18 protein-coding genes are annotated in these 21320 nt (G+C 63.5%); 11 read left to right on the top strand and 7 right to left on the bottom strand.

Annotation, left to right across the window (positions count from 1 at the left end; genetic code table 11):
• Positions 1–50: 50 nt before the first annotated feature.
• Complete coding sequence (locus tag ACP7AX_RS07620) at positions 51–1631, top strand: LCP family protein (protein ID WP_426225983.1); 1581 nt, start codon at positions 51–53, stop codon at positions 1629–1631.
• Between the two features lie 102 nt (positions 1632–1733).
• Here the strand turns inward: ACP7AX_RS07620 and ACP7AX_RS07615 are convergent, their stop codons facing one another.
• Positions 1734–3686 (bottom strand): M13 family metallopeptidase, encoded by a 1953-nt coding sequence (locus ACP7AX_RS07615; protein WP_426225982.1) that lies wholly within the window; start codon positions 3684–3686, stop codon positions 1734–1736.
• Between the two features lie 253 nt (positions 3687–3939).
• Here ACP7AX_RS07615 and leuA point away from each other — a divergent pair, with 253 nt between their 5' ends.
• From leuA to ACP7AX_RS07600, 3 genes are all read left to right on the top strand, one after another.
• On the top strand, positions 3940–5679 hold the full coding sequence (leuA, locus tag ACP7AX_RS07610; protein ID WP_426225981.1) for a 2-isopropylmalate synthase: 1740 nt from the start codon (positions 3940–3942) through the stop codon (positions 5677–5679).
• Between the two features lie 84 nt (positions 5680–5763).
• Positions 5764–6516 carry a DNA repair protein RecO gene (gene recO / locus ACP7AX_RS07605; RefSeq protein WP_426225980.1) on the top strand — a complete coding sequence of 251 codons (753 nt, stop codon included), beginning with the start codon at positions 5764–5766 and terminating at the stop codon, positions 6514–6516.
• 2 nt (positions 6517–6518) lie between these two features.
• Positions 6519–7337, top strand: a complete 819-nt coding sequence (locus ACP7AX_RS07600) for an isoprenyl transferase (RefSeq protein WP_426225979.1) — start codon at positions 6519–6521, stop codon at positions 7335–7337.
• Here the strand turns inward: ACP7AX_RS07600 and ACP7AX_RS07595 are convergent.
• Positions 7304–8401: an alpha/beta hydrolase gene (locus ACP7AX_RS07595; RefSeq protein WP_426225978.1), complete on the bottom strand. Its 1098-nt coding sequence runs from the start codon at positions 8399–8401 to the stop codon at positions 7304–7306. The genes ACP7AX_RS07600 and ACP7AX_RS07595 overlap by 34 nt on opposite strands.
• A complete protein-coding gene (locus ACP7AX_RS07590; RefSeq protein ID WP_426225977.1) occupies positions 8398–9513 on the bottom strand; it encodes an alpha/beta hydrolase in 1116 nt (371 codons plus the stop codon). The genes ACP7AX_RS07595 and ACP7AX_RS07590 overlap by 4 nt, the downstream gene beginning before the upstream one ends.
• Positions 9514–9584: 71 nt before the next feature.
• On the opposite strand from ACP7AX_RS07590, the gene ACP7AX_RS07585 reads away from it, so the two are divergent.
• The gene (locus tag ACP7AX_RS07585) at positions 9585–10691 is read left to right on the top strand and encodes a quinone-dependent dihydroorotate dehydrogenase (protein WP_426225976.1); all 1107 of its coding nucleotides are present in this window, start codon (positions 9585–9587) and stop codon (positions 10689–10691) included.
• A gap of 117 nt (positions 10692–10808) precedes the next feature.
• On the opposite strand, the gene ACP7AX_RS07580 is transcribed toward ACP7AX_RS07585, so the two are convergent.
• On the bottom strand, positions 10809–11411 hold the full coding sequence (locus ACP7AX_RS07580) for a DUF3043 domain-containing protein (protein ID WP_131684099.1): 603 nt from the start codon (positions 11409–11411) through the stop codon (positions 10809–10811).
• 53 nt (positions 11412–11464) lie between these two features.
• On the opposite strand from ACP7AX_RS07580, the gene ACP7AX_RS07575 reads away from it, so the two are divergent.
• From ACP7AX_RS07575 to ACP7AX_RS07555, 5 genes are all read left to right on the top strand, one after another.
• Positions 11465–12910, top strand: coding sequence for a dipeptidase (locus ACP7AX_RS07575; RefSeq protein ID WP_426225975.1), 1446 nt, complete (start codon positions 11465–11467; stop codon positions 12908–12910).
• Between the two features lie 183 nt (positions 12911–13093).
• On the top strand, positions 13094–13483 hold the full coding sequence (locus ACP7AX_RS07570; RefSeq protein ID WP_108600854.1) for a HesB/IscA family protein: 390 nt from the start codon (positions 13094–13096) through the stop codon (positions 13481–13483).
• Positions 13484–13670: 187 nt separating this feature from the next.
• Complete coding sequence (gene coxB, locus ACP7AX_RS07565; RefSeq protein WP_131684101.1) at positions 13671–14543, top strand: aa3-type cytochrome oxidase subunit II; 873 nt, start codon at positions 13671–13673, stop codon at positions 14541–14543.
• Positions 14544–14553: 10 nt separating this feature from the next.
• The gene (gene ctaD / locus ACP7AX_RS07560) at positions 14554–16284 is read left to right on the top strand and encodes a cytochrome c oxidase subunit I (protein ID WP_426225974.1); all 1731 of its coding nucleotides are present in this window, start codon (positions 14554–14556) and stop codon (positions 16282–16284) included.
• Complete coding sequence (locus ACP7AX_RS07555; protein WP_131684103.1) at positions 16281–16682, top strand: aa3-type cytochrome oxidase subunit IV; 402 nt, start codon at positions 16281–16283, stop codon at positions 16680–16682. Before ctaD ends, ACP7AX_RS07555 begins: the two co-directional genes overlap by 4 nt.
• 377 nt (positions 16683–17059) lie before the next feature.
• Here ACP7AX_RS07555 and ACP7AX_RS07550 read toward each other — a convergent pair whose 3' ends face one another.
• Entirely contained in the window at positions 17060–17428 is a 369-nt protein-coding gene (locus ACP7AX_RS07550) for an HPr family phosphocarrier protein (protein WP_426225973.1), read from the bottom strand.
• Between the two features lie 206 nt (positions 17429–17634).
• Between ACP7AX_RS07550 and ACP7AX_RS07545 the strand changes: the two genes are divergently transcribed.
• Complete coding sequence (locus tag ACP7AX_RS07545) at positions 17635–18444, top strand: GntR family transcriptional regulator (RefSeq protein ID WP_426225972.1); 810 nt, start codon at positions 17635–17637, stop codon at positions 18442–18444.
• Between the two features lie 69 nt (positions 18445–18513).
• Here ACP7AX_RS07545 and ACP7AX_RS07540 read toward each other — a convergent pair whose 3' ends face one another.
• Positions 18514–20187 carry a cytochrome bc1 complex cytochrome b subunit gene (locus ACP7AX_RS07540; RefSeq protein WP_131681329.1) on the bottom strand — a complete coding sequence of 558 codons (1674 nt, stop codon included), beginning with the start codon at positions 20185–20187 and terminating at the stop codon, positions 18514–18516.
• Positions 20171–21232, bottom strand: a complete 1062-nt coding sequence (locus tag ACP7AX_RS07535) for a cytochrome bc1 complex Rieske iron-sulfur subunit (protein WP_131681330.1) — start codon at positions 21230–21232, stop codon at positions 20171–20173. The genes ACP7AX_RS07540 and ACP7AX_RS07535 overlap by 17 nt, the downstream gene beginning before the upstream one ends.
• Positions 21233–21320: the final 88 nt, after the last annotated feature.

Below are 21320 nucleotides of genomic sequence, written 5' to 3'. Positions count from 1 at the left end.
CTGGGCAACTAAAATGGACCGGATTTTGATTTCAGAGGAAGGTACACCACATGGGGCGAGGCCGCGACAATCGCGAGTACGGTGCTGACCCGTCAGCCGGAAACGGTCCGGTTTCCCGGCACGCGGACAGCTCCACCATGGGCGTTGCCCGGCACCTTGGATCCCAGGGGCGGATGCCCGCCTGGCTTAAAGTGACAGCCGCGGTCCTGACAGTCCTGGTGGTGGCTGGCCTCGGCTTTGCCGGGTACTGGTACTTCCGGCTGCAGTCCAACATCACCACCGCACCCCTGAATGCCGGTGACAGCAACGGGAGCGGTACCAACGATTTCACCGGCAGGATGCAGATCCTGATCCTGGGCTCGGACACCAGGGACGGAAAAAACTCCGAGTACGGTGGCGTGGACGAGTCCACGGGCTACGGCAAGGCCGATGTCATGATGCTGATGGACATCTCGGCGGACAACAAACGCGTCAGCGTCATCAGTTTCCCCCGGGACCTGCTGGTGGACATCCCGCAGTGCACGGATCCTGAGACGAAGCAGGCCTACCCGGCACGCAGCGGCATCATGATCAATGAAGCCATGGCGGAGGCGGGCATCGGTTGCGCCGTCGACACGGTTAACCAGCTGACCGGCCTGGAAGTCGACCACTTTATGATGGCTGACTTCAACGCCGTCAAGGAACTCTCCAATACGGTGGGCGGGGTGGACGTCTGCATCAGCGATGCTGTTTACGATCCGGACTCCCAGCTCCGGCTGCCGGCGGGCACGTCCGCTGTCCAGGGCGAAATGGCCCTGGCCTTCCTGCGGACCCGGCATGCTTTCGCTGACGGTGGCGACCTCGGGCGCATCCGGGCGCAGCAGGGTTTCCTCTCCTCCCTTACCCGCAAGATCAAGGACGACGGTACTTTGTCCGACCCTGGGAAGATGCTCAAGATCGCGGATGTGGTGACGCAGAACCTCACGGTTGACGAAGGCCTCGCTTCGGTCCCTTCATTGGTCACCATCGGAAACCGGCTCAAGGACATCGACATCAGCAAGGTGGCCTTCGTGGCAGTGCCCACCACGCCGGCAGTGACAGATGTCAACCGCCTCCAGGTCGCGGAGCCTGCCGGTTCGCAGCTGTTTACCGCCCTCCGCGAGGATGTGGACCTCACAGATCCCACAGCCCCCACCACTCCGTCGCCGGCGCCTTCAGAAACGGCGTCCCCGTCTGCGGCGCCCACCGAAACAGCCCCCCCGGCGGCTCCGTACGACAAAGCGATCCAGCCGGTCACCGTGGCCAACGGTACCGGCGTCACAGGACGGGCCCAGGAGATCGTGCAGGCCCTGCTTGCGGGCGGCTTCGCTCAAACGGGGCAGTTCGCAGCCGCTCCGGTGGAGCAATCGGTGATCTACTACGGGCCGGACTTCGCAGATGTGGCCGCTGACGTCGCTGCCGTGCTGGGGATTCCCGCCACGCAGGTACTGTTGGCTCCTGCCATCCCGGGTGTGCAGGTCTACCTGGGGACGGACTTCATGTCCGGCACTGCTTACGGAGCCGGGGTGACCCTCCCCGAGGACATCGTCAACCAGACTGCAGGTGACAGCGTGTGCCAGCAGGCCAATCCGGTGCTGATCGTGCAGGACTGACGGACAGTACGGCTGGACCGGACCTGCAAGGGTCCACAGGTTGCAGCTGAGGCGGGGCCCGTAGTGAATCGGGCCCCGCCTCTTTTTGCCTCGTCTGAACTGCTACCAAATGCTGACGCGTGCCTCCGGCTCCATCCACATGCCGTCCTGGTCCGTCACGCTGAAGGCCTCGTGGAACGCGTCGAGGTTCTTCGCGATGGCGTTCGTCCTGAACTCGTTGGGGGAGTGGGGATCGGTGGCGAGCCGCCGGATTGCTTCCTCGGGGCGGATCACCTGCCGCCAGCCGGCCGCCCAGGAAGCGAAGAAGCGCTGCTGCCCGGTCAGTCCGTCCAGCACTTCAGGCTCTTTGCCGTCAAGGCTGAGAAGATACGCCTTGTAGCCGATGGTCAGGCCGCCAAGATCGCCGATGTTTTCCCCCAGCGTCAGTTTGCCGTTGACGGTGTGCCCCGGTGCGGCGTACGGGGACAACACCTCGAATTGGGCCACCAGCTTCGCGGTGAGTTCCTCGAATGCCTTCCGGTCTTCCTCGCTCCACCAGTTCCGCAGGGCGCCGCCGCCGTCGAACTGAGAGCCTTGGTCGTCAAAACCGTGGCCGATCTCGTGGCCGATCACTGCACCGATACCGCCGTAGTTGACCGCGTCGTCGGCATCCGCCGTGAAGAACGGCGGCTGGAGGATGGCGGCGGGGAAGACGATCTCATTGAGCATCGGATGGTAGTAGGCATTCACCGTCTGGGGTGTCATGAGCCACTTGTTGCGGTCCACCGGCTTGCCCACCTCGTCCAGGTGACGGTCGACGTCGGCATTATGGGCGCGCTCGACGTTACCCAGCAGGTCGCTGGGATCGATTTCCACCGCGGAGTAGTCGATCCACTCGTCCGGATAGCCGATCTTCGCCCGGAACGCGTCAAGTTTCCGCAGGGCTTCAACCTTCGTCTCCTCGCCCATCCAGTCCAAACCTGTGATGCTCTGCCGGTAGGCCTCGATCAGGTTGGCCACCAAGGTCTGCATGCGGGCTTTGTGCGTTTCGGGGAAGTGCTTCGCGACATAAATCTGGCCCACGGCTTCGCCCAGACCGGCTTCGACCACCGCCACACCCCGCTTCCAGCGGTCCTTGTTCCGGGGAGTTCCACTGATGGTGGTCCCGTAGAAGGCGAAGTTGGCATCCACAAACTCCGAGGACAGATAAGGGGCGGCTGAGTTGATGACCCGCAGGGCGAGCCACTCCTGCCAGACGGACAACGGCTCAGATTCCAGCAGGCCGGCGGCTCCGCTGAAGAAGTCCGGGGTGCTGACCACGATTTCCTGCCGTTTCCCGGCTTCCACGCCCGCGGCGTCAAACCAGGTGTTGAGGAGGGGGAACAAGGCACCTGCTTCCTCGGCGGACTTGAGGTTGTAGGTCTTCTGCGGATCCCGCAGGGTCACATTGTCCCAGTGATGGGACGCGAGACTGGTTTCGAGAGCCACTACCCGGGTGGCTGCCGTGGCCGCATCCTCTACTCCCGCCAGCGTCAGCATGGTCCGCACATGGTCTGTATATGAGCTGACCATCGGCGCGAACTTTTCTTCGCGGTAGTAGGACTCGTCCGGCAGGCCCAGTCCGCCCTGGCCTGTATAGAGCAGGATGCGGTCGGGGTTGCCGGCGTCCGGTGCAGGGTAGATGTAGAAAAGCCCGGAGACGTCGGCGCGGAACAACCTGCCGGCCAGCGCCACCAGCTCGGAAACCGAGCCGGTGGCAAAAACCTCGGCCAGCCGCCCGCGGATGGGCTCCATTCCCTTGGCCTCCACGGTGGCCTCGTCCATGAAGCTGTTGTAAAGCTCCCCGACCTTGCGCTCGATCCCGCTGGCGGCCTCGCCCTTGCCCGCTGCTTCTTCGATGATCTCGCGGACCGCAATTTCAGCCCCATCGCGAAGTGCGGTGAAGGTCCCTTCCAGCGGCCGGTCATCGGGAATCTCCGTGGCTTTGAGCCATGCTCCGTTGACGTGCTGGTAAAGGTCATCCTGCGGCCGGACGGTGTGGTCGATGTTGGACAAGTCGATCCCGGAGATGGGCACGAAAGCTCCTTCGTGTGACATGCCGCTGCCGGCGCTGGCACCGGTGCGGCGTCTGCATGGTGGACGTAACGGGAGTTGTAGCTCCTCCATCTTACGCACGCGTGTTACTCTCAAAAGGTGCGCGCAGAGCTCCTCCTTCTTAGTTGCCGCGGCGAGGCCTCAGACGCGATCTAGCGCAAGGCCCATCCTCGTCGCGGAGTTTGTGTTGCCCGGCCTCCCTTTCACAAGAACCATAGAAAAGGCCCGATAAGTAATGCGAAACGCACAGAAGCCCTCAGGAATGCCTGCCCACCGCTACCGCCCGTTCCAGGACCTGATCAAGGTTGAAATGCCGGACCGGACCTGGCCGGACAAAGTCATCACCAAAGCCCCCCGCTGGTGCGCCGTGGACCTGCGCGACGGAAACCAGGCGCTCATTGATCCCATGAGCCCGGCGCGCAAGATGAAGATGTTCGAGCTGCTGGTGGGCATGGGCTACAAGGAAATCGAAGTCGGTTTCCCCTCCGCATCCCAGACAGACTTCGATTTCGTCCGCCAGCTCATCGAGGGCAACCGCATCCCGGACGACGTCACCATCCAGGTCCTGACCCAGGCCCGCGAACACCTGATCGAACGGACCTACGAGTCCCTGGTCGGGGCCAAGCAGGCAATCGTCCACCTGTACAACTCCACCTCGGTCCTGCAGCGCCGGGTGGTGTTCAACCAGGACCAGGACGGCATCCTGGACATTGCGCTGCAGGGTGCGCGGCTGTGCAAGAAGTATGAGGAAACACTGGGTGACACCCGCGTCACCTACGAATATTCCCCGGAGTCCTTCACCGGCACGGAGCTGGATTACGCCGTCCGGGTCTGCAACGCCATCGCCGATGTTTTCGAAGCCTCGGCCGACAACCAGGTCATCATCAACCTGCCCGCCACCGTGGAAATGGCCACTCCCAACGTCTACGCCGATTCCATCGAGTGGATGAGCCGGCACCTCCACCCGCGCGAGGGCATCATCCTGTCCCTGCACCCGCACAACGACCGCGGCACCGGGGTGGCCGCCGCCGAGCTGGGCTACCTGGCCGGCGCCGACCGGATCGAGGGCTGCCTGTTCGGCAACGGCGAGCGGACCGGCAACGTTGACCTCGTCACGCTGGGACTGAACATGTTCGTCCAAGGCATTGACCCCATGATTGATTTCTCCAACATCGACGAAATTCGCCGCACCGTCGAGTACTGCAACCAGCTGCCGGTCGCCGAACGCTCACCCTACGGCGGGGACCTGGTCTTCACCGCTTTCTCCGGGTCACACCAGGACGCCATCAAGAAGGGGTTCGAGGCGCTGGAGAAGGACGCCGCGGCGGCAGGACTGGACGTTGCGGACTTCAACTGGGAGGTGCCGTACCTGCCCATCGACCCCAAGGACCTCGGCCGCACCTACGAGGCCGTCATCCGGGTCAATTCACAGTCCGGCAAGGGCGGTGTGGCCTACCTGCTCAAGAACGAGCACAGCCTGGACCTGCCGCGCCGCGCCCAGATGGAATTCTCCGGCGTCATCCAGAAGCGCACCGATACCGTTGGCGGCGAAGTCAGCGGCGCGCAGCTGTGGCAGGCGTTCCAGGATGAGTACCTGCCCTCCAGCCAGGCGGACGGGCAGTGGGGCCGCTACGCTTTGGGCGCGGTCAGCACTGAAACCGACGACGACGGCGGGATGACACTGCACGCCAACCTGACCGTGGATGGTGCACAGGTCCGCCGGACCGGGACCGGTAACGGGCCGATCGCCGCGCTGCTCAGCATCCTGCGCGAAGACGGCATGGATGTCAGGGTCCTGGACTACAGCGAACATGCTCTCTCCGAAGGCGGTAACGCCCTGGCGGCCGCCTATGTCGAATGTGCCGTGGGGGAGCGGGTCCTGTGGGGCGTCGGCATCGATGCGAACACCAGCATGTCCTCGCTGAAGGCAGTCATTTCCGCTGTCAACCGCGCCGTCCGGGACGCCCGCGCCTGATCCCGTTGCGGGGTTGGGGGCGGGTACCCCCGCCCCCCCACCCCCCGGGGTTGCCCTTTCCGGCAGTCAGTGCGAAGATTAACCGTGGTCCAACAATCCTTTGCCTCGCGGTCCTACCGCGATGACGCCGTCGTGCTCCGGACGCACAAGCTGGGCGAGGCGGACCGCATCATCACGCTGTTGACCAAGCATCACGGCCAGATCCGCGCCGTCGCGAAGGGCGTGCGCCGGACCAGCAGCAAATTCGGCGCCCGGTTGGAGCCATTTATGGTGGCCGACCTTCAGCTCGTGTCCGGCCGGACCCTGGACATCGTCACCCAGGCCGTGGCCAAAGGGGCCTACGGCGGCGCTATCGCGGCCGACTACGCCAGTTATACCGTCGCGGCGGCCATGACCGAAACAGCGGAGAAGCTGACCGACGTCGACGGCGAGGCCGGGACCGCCCAGTACAACCTGCTGGTCGGCGCCCTGGCGTCCCTGAGCCGTGCTGAACATGCGCCCGGTCTGATCCTCGATTCGTACCTCCTGCGGGCCCTCGCCACGGGCGGCTGGGCGCCCAGCTTCACAGACTGTGCGCGCTGCGGGCGGCGGGGGCCGCATACAGCGTTTTCCGCCCCCATCGGCGGCATGGTCTGCGCTGACTGCCGTCCCCCCGGCTCGCCCGCCCCTGCAGCTGAGACCGTCAGCCTGCTGGCCGCCTTGCTGACGGGAGACTGGACGACGGCGGACGGCTCGCAGGAGCCGCACCGCAGGGAAGGTGCCGGCCTGGTGGCCGCTTACCTGCAATGGCATCTCGAACGAGTCCTCAAATCCCTCAAGCATGTGGAGCGTAGCTGATAGTGGCACTGGGAAAAAAGCAGAACCTTGCGCGGCAGCGGACCCCCCCGGTGATGGCGCCGTATCCCCATCCTTCCGGTGCTGTTGCCCCGGCGATTCCCGCAGAATTCGTTCCGCGGCATGTAGCCATCGTCATGGACGGCAACGGCCGTTGGGCCAACCAGCGGGGCCTGCCCAGGATCGAGGGCCACAAGGCCGGTGAGCCGGCGCTACTGGACGTGATGGCCGGCGCCATCGAGCTGGGGATCGAATATGTCAGCGTTTATGCCTTCTCCACCGAAAACTGGCGCCGCTCACCCGAAGAGGTGCGCTTCCTGATGGGTTTTAACAAGGATGTGCTACGGAGGCAGCGGAACCAGCTGGACGAGTGGGGTGTCCGGGTACGCTGGTCCGGCCGCCGGCCACGGTTGTGGGCCTCGGTGATCCGCGAACTCGAAGAGGCGGAAGAGTTCACGGCCGGCAACAGCACCTGCACCTTGAACATGTGTGTTAATTACGGTGGGCGGGCTGAGATCACCGACGCCGTCTCGGCCATCGCCTCGGAGGTTGCGGCCGGGCGGCTCAAGCCTGGGGCAATCAGCGAGAAAACAATCCAGAAGTATCTGGACGAACCGGACCTGCCCGATGTGGACCTGTTCCTGCGGAGCTCGGGGGAGCAGCGGTTGTCGAACTTCCTGCTCTGGCAGTCGGCCTATGCGGAGTTCGTCTTTATGGACACGCTGTGGCCCGATGTGGACCGCCGGACCCTCTGGAAAGCCGTGGAGATCTACGCCCAGCGGGACCGGCGTTACGGTGGCGCTGTGGACGCGGCCGCGCCGTAACCTCCCGCTCCGTGAGGATGGGAGCGCGCCCAGCCTGCAACGTCCCCGTAGGCTTCCTCCCGGATGAGCCGCCGCGAGAGGAAGACATCGTGGATCGCACCGGGGTAACGGAACACGGCGACCCTCCGCCCCAACCGCAGGGCCCGCCCGGCGGTTTCCTCAACATCAATCACAGCATCCACATGCATCAGGTCCTCGGACCACTCGGCCTGGATCCTGGTCCGGTCCGAGAGCAGCACCAGCACCGGTGCGGTGATGTCCAGCCCCTTGGCAACGGCAGCGTGCCCTGCCAGCACCGCTTTCGCCCAGCCGGCCCGGATGGGGAATGACGCAGCAGGCCGCCAGACGGGATGGAGCTGCCACTCACCATGTGCCTCGCTGCTGACGCTTTGCCAGTAGCCAGGCATTTCAGGAAAGTGGAAAGGACGCCGCGGATCCGCCCGGGCTACCGGTTCCACCAGGTGCATGGCGATGTTCCGGATCAGGCTGCTGCCCTGGAGCTCCAGCCACGGCGCGTTCAGGATCAGGGTCCCCAACGCACCCGGATGACGGTCCGCCCACATCGCCGCTATGAGGCCGCCGAAGGAATGCGCCACAAGGTGAATTGTCGGGGAGCCGCCCGGACCGGCGGGATGACCGACGTCGGCCTTGATCGCCGCCAGGGCAGCCTCCAGGTCCTCATCGTAGATATCGAGTTCCGTGGCAAAGCCAGGGGTCTGCCACTCGCGCAGGCTCCGCCCGAACTTCCTGAGGTCAAGGGCATAGAAATGGAAGCCCTGCGCCGCGAGTTGCTCAGCCAGTTCCGCCTGCAGAAAGTAGTCAGCCCAACCATGCAGGTAAAGCACCACCCCGGCACCGGAACCATGGCTGTTGTCCTCGCCCACCTCCGGCGGCCTGGCGTACCGGACCAGGGTGGCAACAACGGCTCCTTCGTCGTCGGGCGCCAGGGGCAGTTCCCGGACCTGGAAGTCCGGGCCGAGGAAATCCTCGGTCCAGGGGTCCTTGGCTGCGCCCTCCGGTAACGGATCCCTGCCCGGCAGGGCCCCGGCCCTCGGCCCTGTCATGGGCGGTGTCCAGGTTCGGCGCTGCCCGGGAAGCCGTAACCCCGCAACCACCGGGTGAGCCGCTCGTAGGCATCTGCCCGGATTCTGGCCGGTGAGAGGAAGACGTCATGGAGAGCGCCGTCAATCCGTTCCACGGTGACAGTGCGCCCCAGCGTCAGCGCCCGGAGCGCAATGATATTGACGTCCAATACGGCATCGGTCCGCCGCATTTCTTCGGTCCAGAAGGGCCCGGTGGCGCTGCCCCGGGAGAGCAGCACCAGGATGGGAACATCGATGGCCAGGCCGCGGGCCACCTTTGCATGGCCGGAAAGCACTGCACTCAGCCAACCTGCCCGTAAGGGGAAAGCCATCGGCGGCCGGAATTTGTCATCAAGTGCCCACTCGCCGTCGGCCGAACTGCTGATGGTCCGCCAATAGAATCCCCGCTCCGGAAGGCGAAGGACAGCCTCCGGGCGGAAGCGGGCCACCGGCCCCACCATGGTGGATGCCGCGCGGCGCACCAGCGAGCTCCCGTGCATCTCCAGCCACGGGCTGTTCAACACCAGGTGGGACACCGTGCCCGGGTGGTTGCTGACCCAAAGGGCCGCCACGAGGCCGCCGGTGGAGTGCCCCATCATGGTGAGCAGCATTGATTTGTCCGGAGCGCGGGACTGGTGGGACTGCTCATCGGGGGACATGTCCTTACCAGGGGACACATCGGAACGGATGATTCCGATCGCGTATTCAATCTCGGCGTCGTAATCGGCAAGGTTGGCCACGTAACCACCGGGAGCATCAGGACGGAGGCTGCGCCCGTGGTTGTGCATGTCCAAGGCATAGAACTCGTAGCCGTGACTGGTCCAGAACTGAGCCAGGTCCACGTTGAAGAAGTAGTCGCTCCAGCCGTGGAGGAACAGCACGGTGCGCCGCGGCCCCTGCCAATCCCCGGGATCCGTGGCGGCACCCGCCGCAGGACCCGCCCCAACGGGCGTCCCCTCCCCAGGACCCTCGCCAACGGGCGTCCCCGGACGAAACCGGACCAGCGTGGCGGTCCGCTGAACGCCGTCGGCGCCGGCGGCCAGGAACGTGCGCGCCTCAAAACCTTCACCAAGGATGTCTGGCTGCCACGTCATGGTTTCATGCTAACCGCCCTGCAGAAGGCTGCCGGTTTGGTCTGGACCGCCCAAGACGGAAAACTAGAGCCATGCGCGTATATCCGACATTCTTCAGGCTGGCCTTTTCATGGATGGACGCCGAACGCGCCCACAAGATCGGATTCAAGGGGATCAGGCTCGTCCATGCTTCCGGCGCGGGCCGCGCACTGGCCAGGTTCACGGCACCGGCGCCGTCCCTGCAGACCACGGCATTCGGGGTCACCTTTCCATCCCCGTTCGGACTCGCCGCCGGCTTTGACAAGGAAGGCCTGGGCATCGAGGCGCTGACCGAGCTTGGGTTCGGCCATGTGGAGGTGGGGACCATTACCGGCCAGGCGCAGCCTGGTAACGAGAAACCGCGCCTGTTCCGGCTGATTGAGGACCGCGCGGTGATCAACCGGATGGGGTTCAACAACGACGGCGCAGCAGCCGTGGAGCCGCGCCTCAAGGCAGCGCGTGCGGCCCTGCAGCGCAGACACCCCAACGTGCGCCCCGTGATTGGGGTGAATATCGGGAAGAGCAAAGTGGTGGAACTCGAGGATGCCGTGGCTGACTACCTGGTGAGCGCACGGAGCCTCGCGCCGGCCGCAGACTATCTGGTGGTCAATGTGAGCTCGCCGAACACGCCGGGCCTGCGGCTCCTGCAGGATGTGCAGACGCTGCGTCCGCTCCTGACCGCGGTGGGGGAGGAGGCGGACCGTGCGGCCGGGCGGCATGTCCCCCTCCTGGTGAAGATTGCCCCGGACCTCAGCGACGAGGACATCGACGACGTTGCCCGGCTGGCATTGGACCTCGAACTGGACGGGATCATCGCCACCAATACGACCATCGCCCGTACCGGGCTGACCTCGCCGGCAGGGAAGGTTGCCGAGTGCGGCCCAGGCGGGCTGTCCGGGGCTCCCCTGAAGCAGCGTTCGCTGGAAGTCCTCCGCCGGCTTCGGGAAGCCACCGGTGGCGCCATCACCCTGGTGGCCGTTGGCGGCGTGGAGACGGCCCGGGATGTTCAGGAGCGCCTCGACGCCGGTGCAACCCTGGTCCAGGGCTACACCGCCTTCCTCTATGAAGGGCCGTTCTGGGCGGCGCGCATTAACCGCGAACTGGGCAAGGCCCGGAACAGCAGAGGCGTTGGCAGCGGGAAAGCCACTACTGAAATCTGACTACCCAGCGCAGCGCATTCCGGCGGGCTGAAAACAACGAAACCCCGGCGGAAAGTCCGCCGGGGTTTGTCGGTTAAGAAAGGGAGTGTGCGGCGGAACAGGGTCCGGCCGGGCACATCAGGACGGGTACTGGCCGCGCTTCACGAGTGGCTTGGGAAGCCTCAGCTTGCGGAACTGCAATGACCGCATGGAGCCGTACCAGACAGTGCCGCGCTCCACTTCGCCGAATTTGGCAGTCAGCTTCTTGCGGAGCTGGCGGGACAGGATAAATACGTCCACGAAGACAGCCAGGAACATCACCCAGAAACCACCCAGGACATAAATCATCTGCTCGCTGGAGGCGGGGACGATCAACGAGATGATAACGAAAACGAGGGCACCGAACATAAGGTACTCACCGAGGCTGAAGCGGGCATCCACGTAATCACGGGTAAAACGTTTTTGCGGGCCCTTGTCACGCAGGGGCAGGAATCTTTCGTCACCGGTATCAAGTGCCTGGCGCATTTTGGTCCGCTGGTCCTGGATGGCCTGGCGCTCAGCAGCCTTGGATGCCTTGCGGTCCTCCGGCACCAGGGGCCGCTTCCGCGCAGCTTCCTGGGCCTTACGCGTGGGCGTGGGTGCGCCCTTGCCAAACGCGGCATCCTGCCGGGCGGCCGCTTCAGCGGCCTGCTGGTCTATTGTTTGCTGCGCCGTTGGCGCTTCCTTTTTACGTCCGAACACCCCAACAGAATACCTTGCGGCCCGGGAGATTCCGCGCGGGTATTGTGATCGCCATGACTTCCTCTCCAACGGACACTCCGCGCGATGCCACCAGCTCCGAGAACCCCCGCCCGGCCGGGACCTTTGATACGGCTGAGCTCCGGCTGTCCGTCAGCAAGTCCTTCGACGCCACGATGGCCCGCCTCAAGGAGCTCGTAGCCATCCCGGGCATCGCCTGGCCAAGTTTTGATCCCGCCCCGCTGGATGCCAGCGCCCGGTCGGTAGCCGAACTGCTGCGTGCGGCAGGACTCGAAGAAGTTCAGGTTCTGCGCAGCAAGAAGGCGGACGGAACCGACGGCGGGCCAGCCGTCGTCGCACGGCGCCAGGCAGCGGCCGGAAAGCCGACCATTCTTTTGTATGCCCACCACGACGTCCAGCCGCCCGGCGATCCGGCGCTGTGGGAATCGGAGCCGTTCGCCGCCGTCGAGCGTGACGGCCGGCTCTACGGCCGCGGCGCGGCGGATGACAAAGCCGGCATCATGGCCCACGTGGCCGCGTACACGGCTGCCACTGAGGTCCTGGGCAGTGAGTTCGGCCTCGGCGTGACGTTTTTCATCGAAGGTGAGGAGGAAGCCGGCTCGCCCACCTTCCGCCCCTTCCTGGAGACGCACCGCGAACTGCTCAAGGCGGACGTCATAGTTGTCGCCGATTCAAGCAACTGGAAGGTGGGCGTTCCCGCCCTGACCACCAGCCTGCGGGGCCTCGTGGACGGAACGTTCGAAGTCCAGGTGCTCGAGCATGCGGTCCATTCGGGCATGTTCGGCGGCGCCGTGCTGGATGCCCCCACCCTGCTGGCCAGGCTCATTGCCACACTCCATGATGCCGAAGGCAACGTTGCCATTGAAGGCCTGGTGTCAACCGATAACGTCGCCGTGGACCTCAGTGAAGCGGAGTACCGCGCTGACGCCTCCGTCCTGGACGGCGTGCGACTGGCAGGCACGGGCAGCATTGCCTCACGGCTGTGGACCAAACCGGCGTTGTCCATCATTGGCTTTGATGCTCCCGCCGTTGACGTGGCTTCCAATACCCTGCTGCCGCGGGCACGCGCCAAGTTCAGCCTGCGGCTGGCCCCGGGACAGGTGCCCTCAGAAGCGATGGACGCCGTCCGTCGCCACGTTGAAGCCAACGCACCCTTCGGGGCAAAGGTGGTATTCACCCCGGGTGAAAGCGGCAACCCGTTCCTGACCGACACGTCGTCCCGGGCTGCAGGGTTCGCCATGTGGGCCTTGGGGGAGGCCTGGGGTGTGCCCGCAGTGGAGATGGGAATCGGCGGATCGATTCCCTTTATTGCGGACCTGACCGAGGTGTACCCTGACGTGCAGATCCTCGTCACCGGTGTCGAGGACCCGGATTCGAGGGCCCACAGCGCCAACGAGTCCCTCCACATTGGCGATTTCGAGAACGCAGTGGTGGCCGAGGCGCTGCTGCTGGCCCGGTTGAATGCGGACGGCCTGGCCTGAGCCTGCTGCCGAAAACGGCAATGGGCGCCGCGCAGGGAACAACCAGGCCGTACTGATGGTTACGCCAGGAGTTAGAGCTACACGTCTGACCGAAGTAGCATGTAGCTATAGCCCGTACCGTATCCGTAGGGGCAGGTGCCGCCCAGGCAGCACCGCCAGGACCCGTCCTAAGAAGGTAGGCCAATGAGCACCGCAACCAATGAGAACAGCACCGAAACCACCAGCGCCGGCAGTGAAGAACTGGCTGCCCACGAGGTCAAGTTGACCGACGTCGCCGCAGGCAAGGTCCGCAGTCTTCTCGAACAGGAAGGCCGTACCGACCTTCGCCTCCGGGTTGCTGTCCAGCCCGGCGGGTGTTCGGGACTGATCTACCAGCTCTACTTCGACGAACGCCTGCTCGACGGCGACGCCGTCCGCGATTACGACGGCGTTGAAGTTGTCGTTGACAAGATGAGTGTGCCCTACCTGAGCGGTGCCAGCATCGACTTCGAGGACACCATCTCCAAGCAGGGTTTCACCATCGACAATCCCAATGCCGGCGGATCCTGCGCCTGCGGTGATTCGTTCCACTGACCCGGTCTTTTCGCCCGATGCCGGCGCCTGTTTTCCGTAGCCCAGAAACGGCACGGAGGCACGGCGCCGACATGTGGGCGAAACGCCCGGCGGAGCGGTAAGCTCTACACCGAGTAGTAAAACTTTTAGTGTGCCCGGGACTGCTTTTTGCTTGCCGGGCTCCAGCAACAAGTAGGAAGGGCCGTCTGTGAGTTCGCAGAACCGAACCGGCAGCCGACGCACAACGATCACTACGATCTCAGCCTTGGCAATCGCCGGCGCGTTGGTTTTGACTGGATGTTCGCCAGAGGTAGAGAGAGGGTGGCTGCCCACAGAACGTGGCACCACCAGTAACACTGACCGCATCATGGACCTCTGGGTCAACTCATGGATTGCTGCCCTGGTTGTGGGCACCATTACCTGGGGTCTGATCATCTGGTGCATCGTGGCCTACCGGCGCCGCAAGGGGACAGTAGGATTCCCGCGCCAGACCAGCTTCAACCTCCCGCTCGAAGTCTTTTACCTGACCATCCCGATCTTCATGGTCCTGGTGTTCTTCTACTTCACTGACCGCGACCAGCAGGCCATTGACGACCGTTCCCAGCCAGCCGACGTCGTCGTTGACGTCCGTGGCAAGCAGTGGGCCTGGGACTTCAACTACAAGGCCGGCGAGGTCATTCAAGAGGACGTCTACGAAGCCGGTGAGCAGGCGCACCTGACAGGCAACACGATCGACAAGGAAAAGCTCCCCACGCTTTACCTGCCGGTCAACAAGTCAGTCGACCTTGAGCTCAACGCCCGCGACGTCATCCACTCCTTCTGGGTCCCCGCCTTCCTGCAGAAGCGCGACATGATTCCGGGCAAGACCAACTACATCAGGTTTACGCCAACCAAGGAGGGCACCTACGACGGTAAGTGTGCCGAGCTCTGCGGCGAGTACCACTCCGAAATGCTGTTCCGCGTCAAGGTGGTGTCCGAAACTGAATTCCAGGCACACATGGACGAACTCCGGTCCGCCGGCAACACGGGCCTCCTCGGTGAAGAGTACGACCGTAACCCCAACCTGAACGAAATTAAGTAAGGGGAGCGACGTGGCTACGTACACTCAATCCGCACCCACCACCGGCGTCCTTACGGCCCCCGTGGTTCCCAAATCCAAGGGACGCATCGTCGTCAACTGGATCACCTCCACTGACCACAAGACCATCGGGTACATGTACCTGATCGCGTCCTTCGTGTTCTTCTGCTTCGGCGGCGTGATGGCCCTGCTGATCCGCGCCGAGCTCTTCGAACCCGGTATGCAGATCCTGCAGACCAAGGAGCAATACAACCAGCTGTTCACCATGCACGGCACAGTGATGCTGCTGATGTTCGCTACGCCCCTGTTTGCCGGCTTCACCAACGTGATCATGCCGCTGCAGATCGGTGCCCCGGACGTGGCCTTCCCCCGTCTGAACGCGCTGGCTTTCTGGTTCTTCCTCTTCGGTTCCACCATTGCGGTCTCCGGATTCATCACCCCCCAGGGTGCCGCTTCGTTCGGCTGGTTCGCTTACGCGCCGCTGTCCAACACAACCTTCAGCCCCGGCGTTGGCGGTGACCTGTGGGTGTTCGGCCTGGCGTTGTCCGGCTTCGGCACCATCCTTGGCGCGGTCAACTTCATCACCACCATCGTGTGCATGCGGGCCCCTGGCATGACCATGTGGCGCATGCCGATCTTCACGTGGAACGCCCTGATCACGTCCATCCTCGTGCTGATGGCGTTCCCGCCGCTGGCTGCAGCGCTGTTCGCCCTGGGTGCGGACCGGCGTTTTGGTGCGCACATCTTTGATCCGGAAAACGGCGGTGCAGTCCTCTGGCAGCACTTGTTCTGGTTCTTCGGGCACCCCGAGGTGTACATCATCGCGTTGCCGTTCTTCGGCATCGTCTCGGAGATCTTCCCGGTCTTCAGCCGCAAGCCGATCTTCGGCTACAAGGGTCTGGTGTATGCCACCATCGCCATTGCTGCGCTGTCCGTGACCGTATGGGCCCACCACATGTACGTGACCGGCTCGGTCCTGCTGCCGTTCTTCGCCTTCATGACCATGCTGATTGCAGTACCCACCGGCGTGAAGTTCTTCAACTGGATCGGCACCATGTGGCGCGGTTCGCTGACGTTCGAGACGCCCATGCTCTGGAGCATCGGCTTCCTCATCACGTTCCTCTTCGGTGGCCTGACCGGCATCATCCTGGCCTCACCGCCGCTGGACTTCCACGTCTCGGACTCGTACTTCGTGGTAGCGCACTTCCACTACGTAGTGTTCGGCACCGTGGTGTTCGCCATGTTCGCCGGCTTCTACTTCTGGTGGCCAAAGTTCACCGGCAAGATGCTGAACGAACGCCTCGGCAAGATCCACTTCTGGCTCCTGTTCCTGGGCTTCCACGGCACCTTCCTCATCCAGCACTGGCTCGGCGTTGAGGGCATGCCCCGCCGCTACGCCGACTACCTGGTGGAAGACAACTTCACCTGGATGAACCAGTTCTCCACGGTGGCCTCCTTCGTGCTGGGCGCCTCGCTGATTCCGTTCTTCTGGAACGTCTACATCACCTGGCGCAGCGCCGAACGCGTGGAAGTGGACGATCCCTGGGGGTTCGGTGCTTCGCTCGAGTGGGCCACGTCCTGCCCGCCGCCGCGCCACAACTTTACCTCCCTGCCGCGCATCCGTTCGGAGCGCCCGGCCCTGGATCTGCACCACCCCGAGCTCTCCCAGGTCCACACAGTGGAGTCACCGGCTCCGGCCGCAGCAGTACTCGGTAACGCCGACCAGAAGGACACAGCCAAGTGAAGATCGAATCATGGATTTTTGGAGGCGGCGTATTCTTCTTCATTCCGGTCGCCTTGGTTTATGGTTACCTGACCGACTGGAATGAGCCCGTGGGCCTGTTGGGTGTCCTGCTGCTGGCGGGACTTGCAGGCATGATCGGCGCGTACCTCGGCTTCACCGGCAAGCGCGTCGGCCCCCGTCCGGAGGACCGCAGCGACGCCGAGATCCACGAGGGCGCCGGCGAGCAGGGGCACTTCAGCCCTTGGAGCTGGTGGCCGCTGGTCCTCGGGCTTGCGTGCGCTGGCGGGTTCCTTGGACTGGCTGTTGGCTTCTGGATCGTCTACATCGCAGCCGGACTCGCCGTAGTTGCCCTGGTTGGCTGGGTCTACGAGTACAGCCGCGGAGACCACGCGCACTAAGCGCGGGTTCACCGCTTCTCAAATAAGCAAATATCGACGTCGGGCCCCACTGAAAGGTGGGGCCCGACGTCGTTGATTCCATCCCGCCAGAATTCGGTGGCCACAGTCGCCATGCAGGAAGCCACCACCGACGCTCTCTCACTTACTGCGCCTTTTCCGTCGACGCTCTCTCACATCCTGCGGCTTTTCCAACGACGCTCTCTCAGTTCCCGCAGGCCCACCGGAATTTCTCGAACTGCCGACGACGGCCGGCGGCTTCTGCATCCCGTTCGGGGAGCCACCGCAAGCGGAAAATGCGACGGCGTTTGGCGCAGCGCCGCAGGATGGCGTGATGTGACAGAGCGTCTTGATTGGTGCGGCGGGAGGTGAGAGAGCGTTTAGAGAATTGTTGCGGTAAGGGAGAGAGCGTTTGGAGGGGTGACGGCGGGGTTCAGTTTGCCTCTACGCCCGGGGTTGAGTGGCCGCGGCAGGGCGTCAGCGGCCCCCTGCGACTCCAGGAGTTGCGCGAGCGACTGGAGGGTCACCTCGGCTGCCTGAAGACTGGAGGCGTCCGTGACGGCGTTGTCGGGGACTGAGAGCTCCACCTCACAGCCGAACTCGAAATCCGCCGTCATAACTTCGAGCAGGGACCTGGCGTCGACACCTTCGATGCCTGCCTTCCGGATTCTGATGGGAAGTCCAGTCTCCGTGACGGCCCTGACGAAAACGGCGGCCGGACGGGCGTGCAGGCCGATTGACGCCGACACGACCGCTTTATGCACTGGCAAGTGGACTCCCTTTTTCCTGACGGGCCCCCACCGTCTTCAGCTGAAATTTCCTGTCCAATATAGCTGGCCGGGGCCCGGTCATCTAAATGTGGCGGCCAGCCGCTGACCCCGGGTCCTGCTGGTCTAGACCTGCTCCCGGTTGCTTTAAGATTGGAGGGTGAAGACAGAAGCAGGAGCGTCCTTCCGTGGCTGCTGATGCCGGCGGAGTTACCGGTGAGATTGACCGGAGCAGCGGAATTGCCATCTACGTCCAACTGAGGGAACTCCTCAGGGCGTACATCAGTGATTCCTGTCCACCGGGATCTGCTTTGCCATCTGAACGCGATTTGGCGGCAAGGTTTGGCCTCGCCAGGATGACGGTCCGCCAAGCCATCGACGCCCTCGTCGGCGAGGAGGTCATCGAGCGCGTTGTAGGACTTGGCACGTTCGTCCGGAAGCCCAAGCTCGACCTGCAGGTAAAACTCACTTCCTACAGTGAGGAAATGCAGCGACGCGGAATGGTCCCGGCGGCTAAGGTGCTCAGCTTCGAGCAGATCGGTGCGAGTGCATTCCTGGCCCGTGAGCTGCAGGTCGAGGAGGGTACACCCCTGGTGCGTTTCCGGAGGCTTTTGCTGGCCGACGGCGAGCCCATGAGCGTGGATGAGAACTTCATTCCGGCGCACCGTGTGCCCGGTCTCCTGGACGGCGATCCTCCTACCTCCCTCTACAACGTGCTCAGCGAACAGTTCGGCCTGGTGATGGAGTGGGGGGAGGACATGATCGAGGCTACAGCGGCCTCCCCGTCCACCGCCCGGCTGCTCAACGTGGATGTGGGCACACCGTTGCTCAAGATCCAGCGCCACGCCTTTGTTGCCCGCGCGATGGTTGACTACTCCGTCTCGTACTACCGGGCCGACCGGTACAAGCTGTGGGTGCCGTTGCAACGCCCCGGGGCCCGTCCGGCCCGCAACCACTCGTCCGGGAACCGAACAAATTCGCAAAACGGGGGGGGGTAAACCAACCAAACACACACGGCCTGGCCCCAGGGGCCCCGCCCTTCTGCGTGGATCTTAATAGCTGTGGAGTCAGTGGCTGAGGCTCTTGCTTTCCTCTGCTGCTTCCACTGCCGGTGCGTGGTGGCCGTGTGCGGCCTCCAGCTCGGCAGGCGTAGCCGGTGCGACACGGTCCTCGAAGAACCACTTGGACAGGAACGCACGCCGCTTTTCCTTGCGGGTCACGATGCCGTGGTCATTGGGAACTGCGGGCAACGGTGCCGGGGATTCGAAGCCGACAAGCTTGTAGCGCTTGTACTCGTCCAGCGGTGCGTGCACCTCGATGAACTCGCCATGCGGCAGCCGTACGATGCGGCCGGTTTCGCGGCCGTGGAGTGCGATTTCGCGGTCCTTGCGCTGGAGCGCCAGGGCAACGCGCTTGGCAACGATGAAGCCGATGATCGGGCCGATGAAGAACAAGGTACGCAGCCAGTACGTGACGTCGTTCAGTGACACGTGGAAGTGCGTGGCAATGAGGTCAGAGCCTGCAGCAGCCCACATCACGCAGTACCAGATGAAGCCTGCGACGCCGATCGCTGTGCGGGTGGGGGCGTTGCGCGGACGGTCCAGGACGTGGTGTTCGCGGTTGTCCTTGGTGATCCAGCTTTCGATCCACGGGTACATGAACATCACCGTGAACAGAATGCCTGCCGGCACCAGGGCCGGGAGGAGGACGTTCAGGGACAGTACAAAACCGAAAACGACGAACTCGAACTGGAAGTCTCCGAGCGTGCCAGGCATCAGCCGGAGAGCCCCGTCAACAAATCCGATATACCAGTCAGGCTGGGTACCGGCGGACACCGGCGAGGGGTCATACGGCCCATAGTTCCAGATTGGGTTGATGGTGAAGAAGGCTGCCATCAGCGCAATAACACCGAAGACGATGAAGAAGAATCCACCAGCCTTGGCGGCGTAGACCGGTCCGAGCGGGTAGCCAACCACGTTGCCGTCGTTGCGGCCCGGGCCGGGGTACTGGGTGTGCTTGTGGACTACCACCATAAAGAGGTGCAGCACGATCATCAGGAGGATGAGCGCAGGCACCAGCAGGATGTGCAGCATGTACAGGCGGCCGATGACCATGGTGCCCGGGAATTCTCCGCCGAAGAAGAAGAACGATGCATACGTTCCAATAACGGGGATGGCTTTCATAACGCCGTCGATGATCCGCAGGCCGTTGCCGGACAGCAGGTCATCGGGGAGTGAGTAACCGGTGAAGCCGGCTGCCATGGCCAGGATCAGAAGGACGCCGCCCACTACCCAGTTCATTTCGCGCGGTTTGCGGAAGGCTCCCGTGAAGAACACCCGGAGCATGTGGACAGCAATCGAGGCTACGAACAGCAGTGCCGACCAGTGGTGTACCTGGCGCATGAAAAGGCCGCCGCGGACGTCGAAGGAGATATCCAGCGACGAGCTGTAGGCCACAGACATTTCAACGTTCTTCAAGGGAACGTAGGAGCCGTCGTAGTGCGTTTCCGCCATGGAGGGGTCAAAGAAGAAGGTCAGGAAGGTACCCGACAGCAAGAGAATAACGAAGGAGTACAGCGCGACTTCGCCGAACATGAACGACCAATGGTCGGGAAATACTTTTCGTCCGAATTCGCGCAGGATGCCTGATCCGCCGACGCGTGAGTCGACAAAATCAGTAATGCGTCCGGCTTTGGTCTTGGCGACGAAGGCGGGGGCTTCAGCTTTAGACGCTGCGCTCATGCTCATCACGCTCCCAGTAACTTGGTCCTACAGGTTCATTGAAGTCGCTGGTGGCGACCAGGTAGCCTTCGTCATCAACTGCGATCGGCAGCTGGGGGAGGGGCCGGCTGGCGGGGCCGAAGATCACCTTGCACTCGTTCGTGAGGTCGAAGGTGGACTGGTGGCACGGGCACAGCAGATGGTGCGTCTGCTGCTCGTAGAGAGCAACAGGGCAACCGACGTGGGTGCAGATCTTGGAGTAGGCAACGATGCCGTTGTAGCTCCAGTCCTCGCGGCCCTCAGAGGGGTTCAGCGAGGCGGGGTCAAGGCGCATGAGGAGGACAACGGCTTTCGCTTTTTCGTTGAGCTTGCCTTCATGCAGTTCGTTAAGGCCTTCCGGAATAACATGGAACGCCGAACCGATGGTGACGTCAGAAGCCTTGATGGGCGTGCCGTCGGGGTCACGGGTAAGGCGTTTGAGCTTGCCTTCCTGCGGGGCCCACATGGTGTGGGCCAGTTTATTGTCCGGGCGGGGGCCAAGGTCACCGAAGATCGCCAGGGCGGGCAGCGGTGCGAGGGCCACGGCGCCGAGAAGCGTGTTGCGGATGAGGGGGCGGCGCTTGATGCCGGTCTCGTCAACGATATCGTCCACGATCCGAACGGCGGCCTTGCGGTCGTCTTCGGTGCGGATGGGGTGGCGCTCTTCGGAGACCTCGTGATCAGGCATCAGGGCCTTGGCCCAATGCACGATGCCGGTTCCGATGCCAAGCATGGCAAAGGCAGTGCCAAGGCCAAGCAGGGCGTTCTGCAGCCTAATGGTGGCGATGCTCGCATCACCCAGATCGATGGCGAAGTACGCCACCAGGAACAACACGGTGCCAAGCACGGACGCGCCGAAAAGAAGGGCGACCTGCCGTTCTGCACGCTTTGCGGCCTTCGGGTCCGTGTCGGCCAGGCGCAAACGGTGCGGGGGAATTCCAGGATCCTGGAACTTCTCCACCTCATTCTGACCAGCCGTAGCTACGGTGCCCGAGTGGCTCGGACTGCCGTCACTATGGTTGCCCATAATTCGCCTCATCCTTCTCTCGTCCCGGCTTTTTTGCCGAGTTAGTTTTCAATGTCAAACTGCTGACTTGGCAGCAGAAGTTCTTAAT

It is taken from the genome of Pseudarthrobacter sp. DSP2-3-2b1 (assembly GCF_049895945.1).
GTDB lineage: Bacteria > Actinomycetota > Actinomycetes > Actinomycetales > Micrococcaceae > Arthrobacter.
Note: the sequence above shows the minus strand (reverse complement) of the source record. Positions and strands in the feature narration are given on the sequence as shown.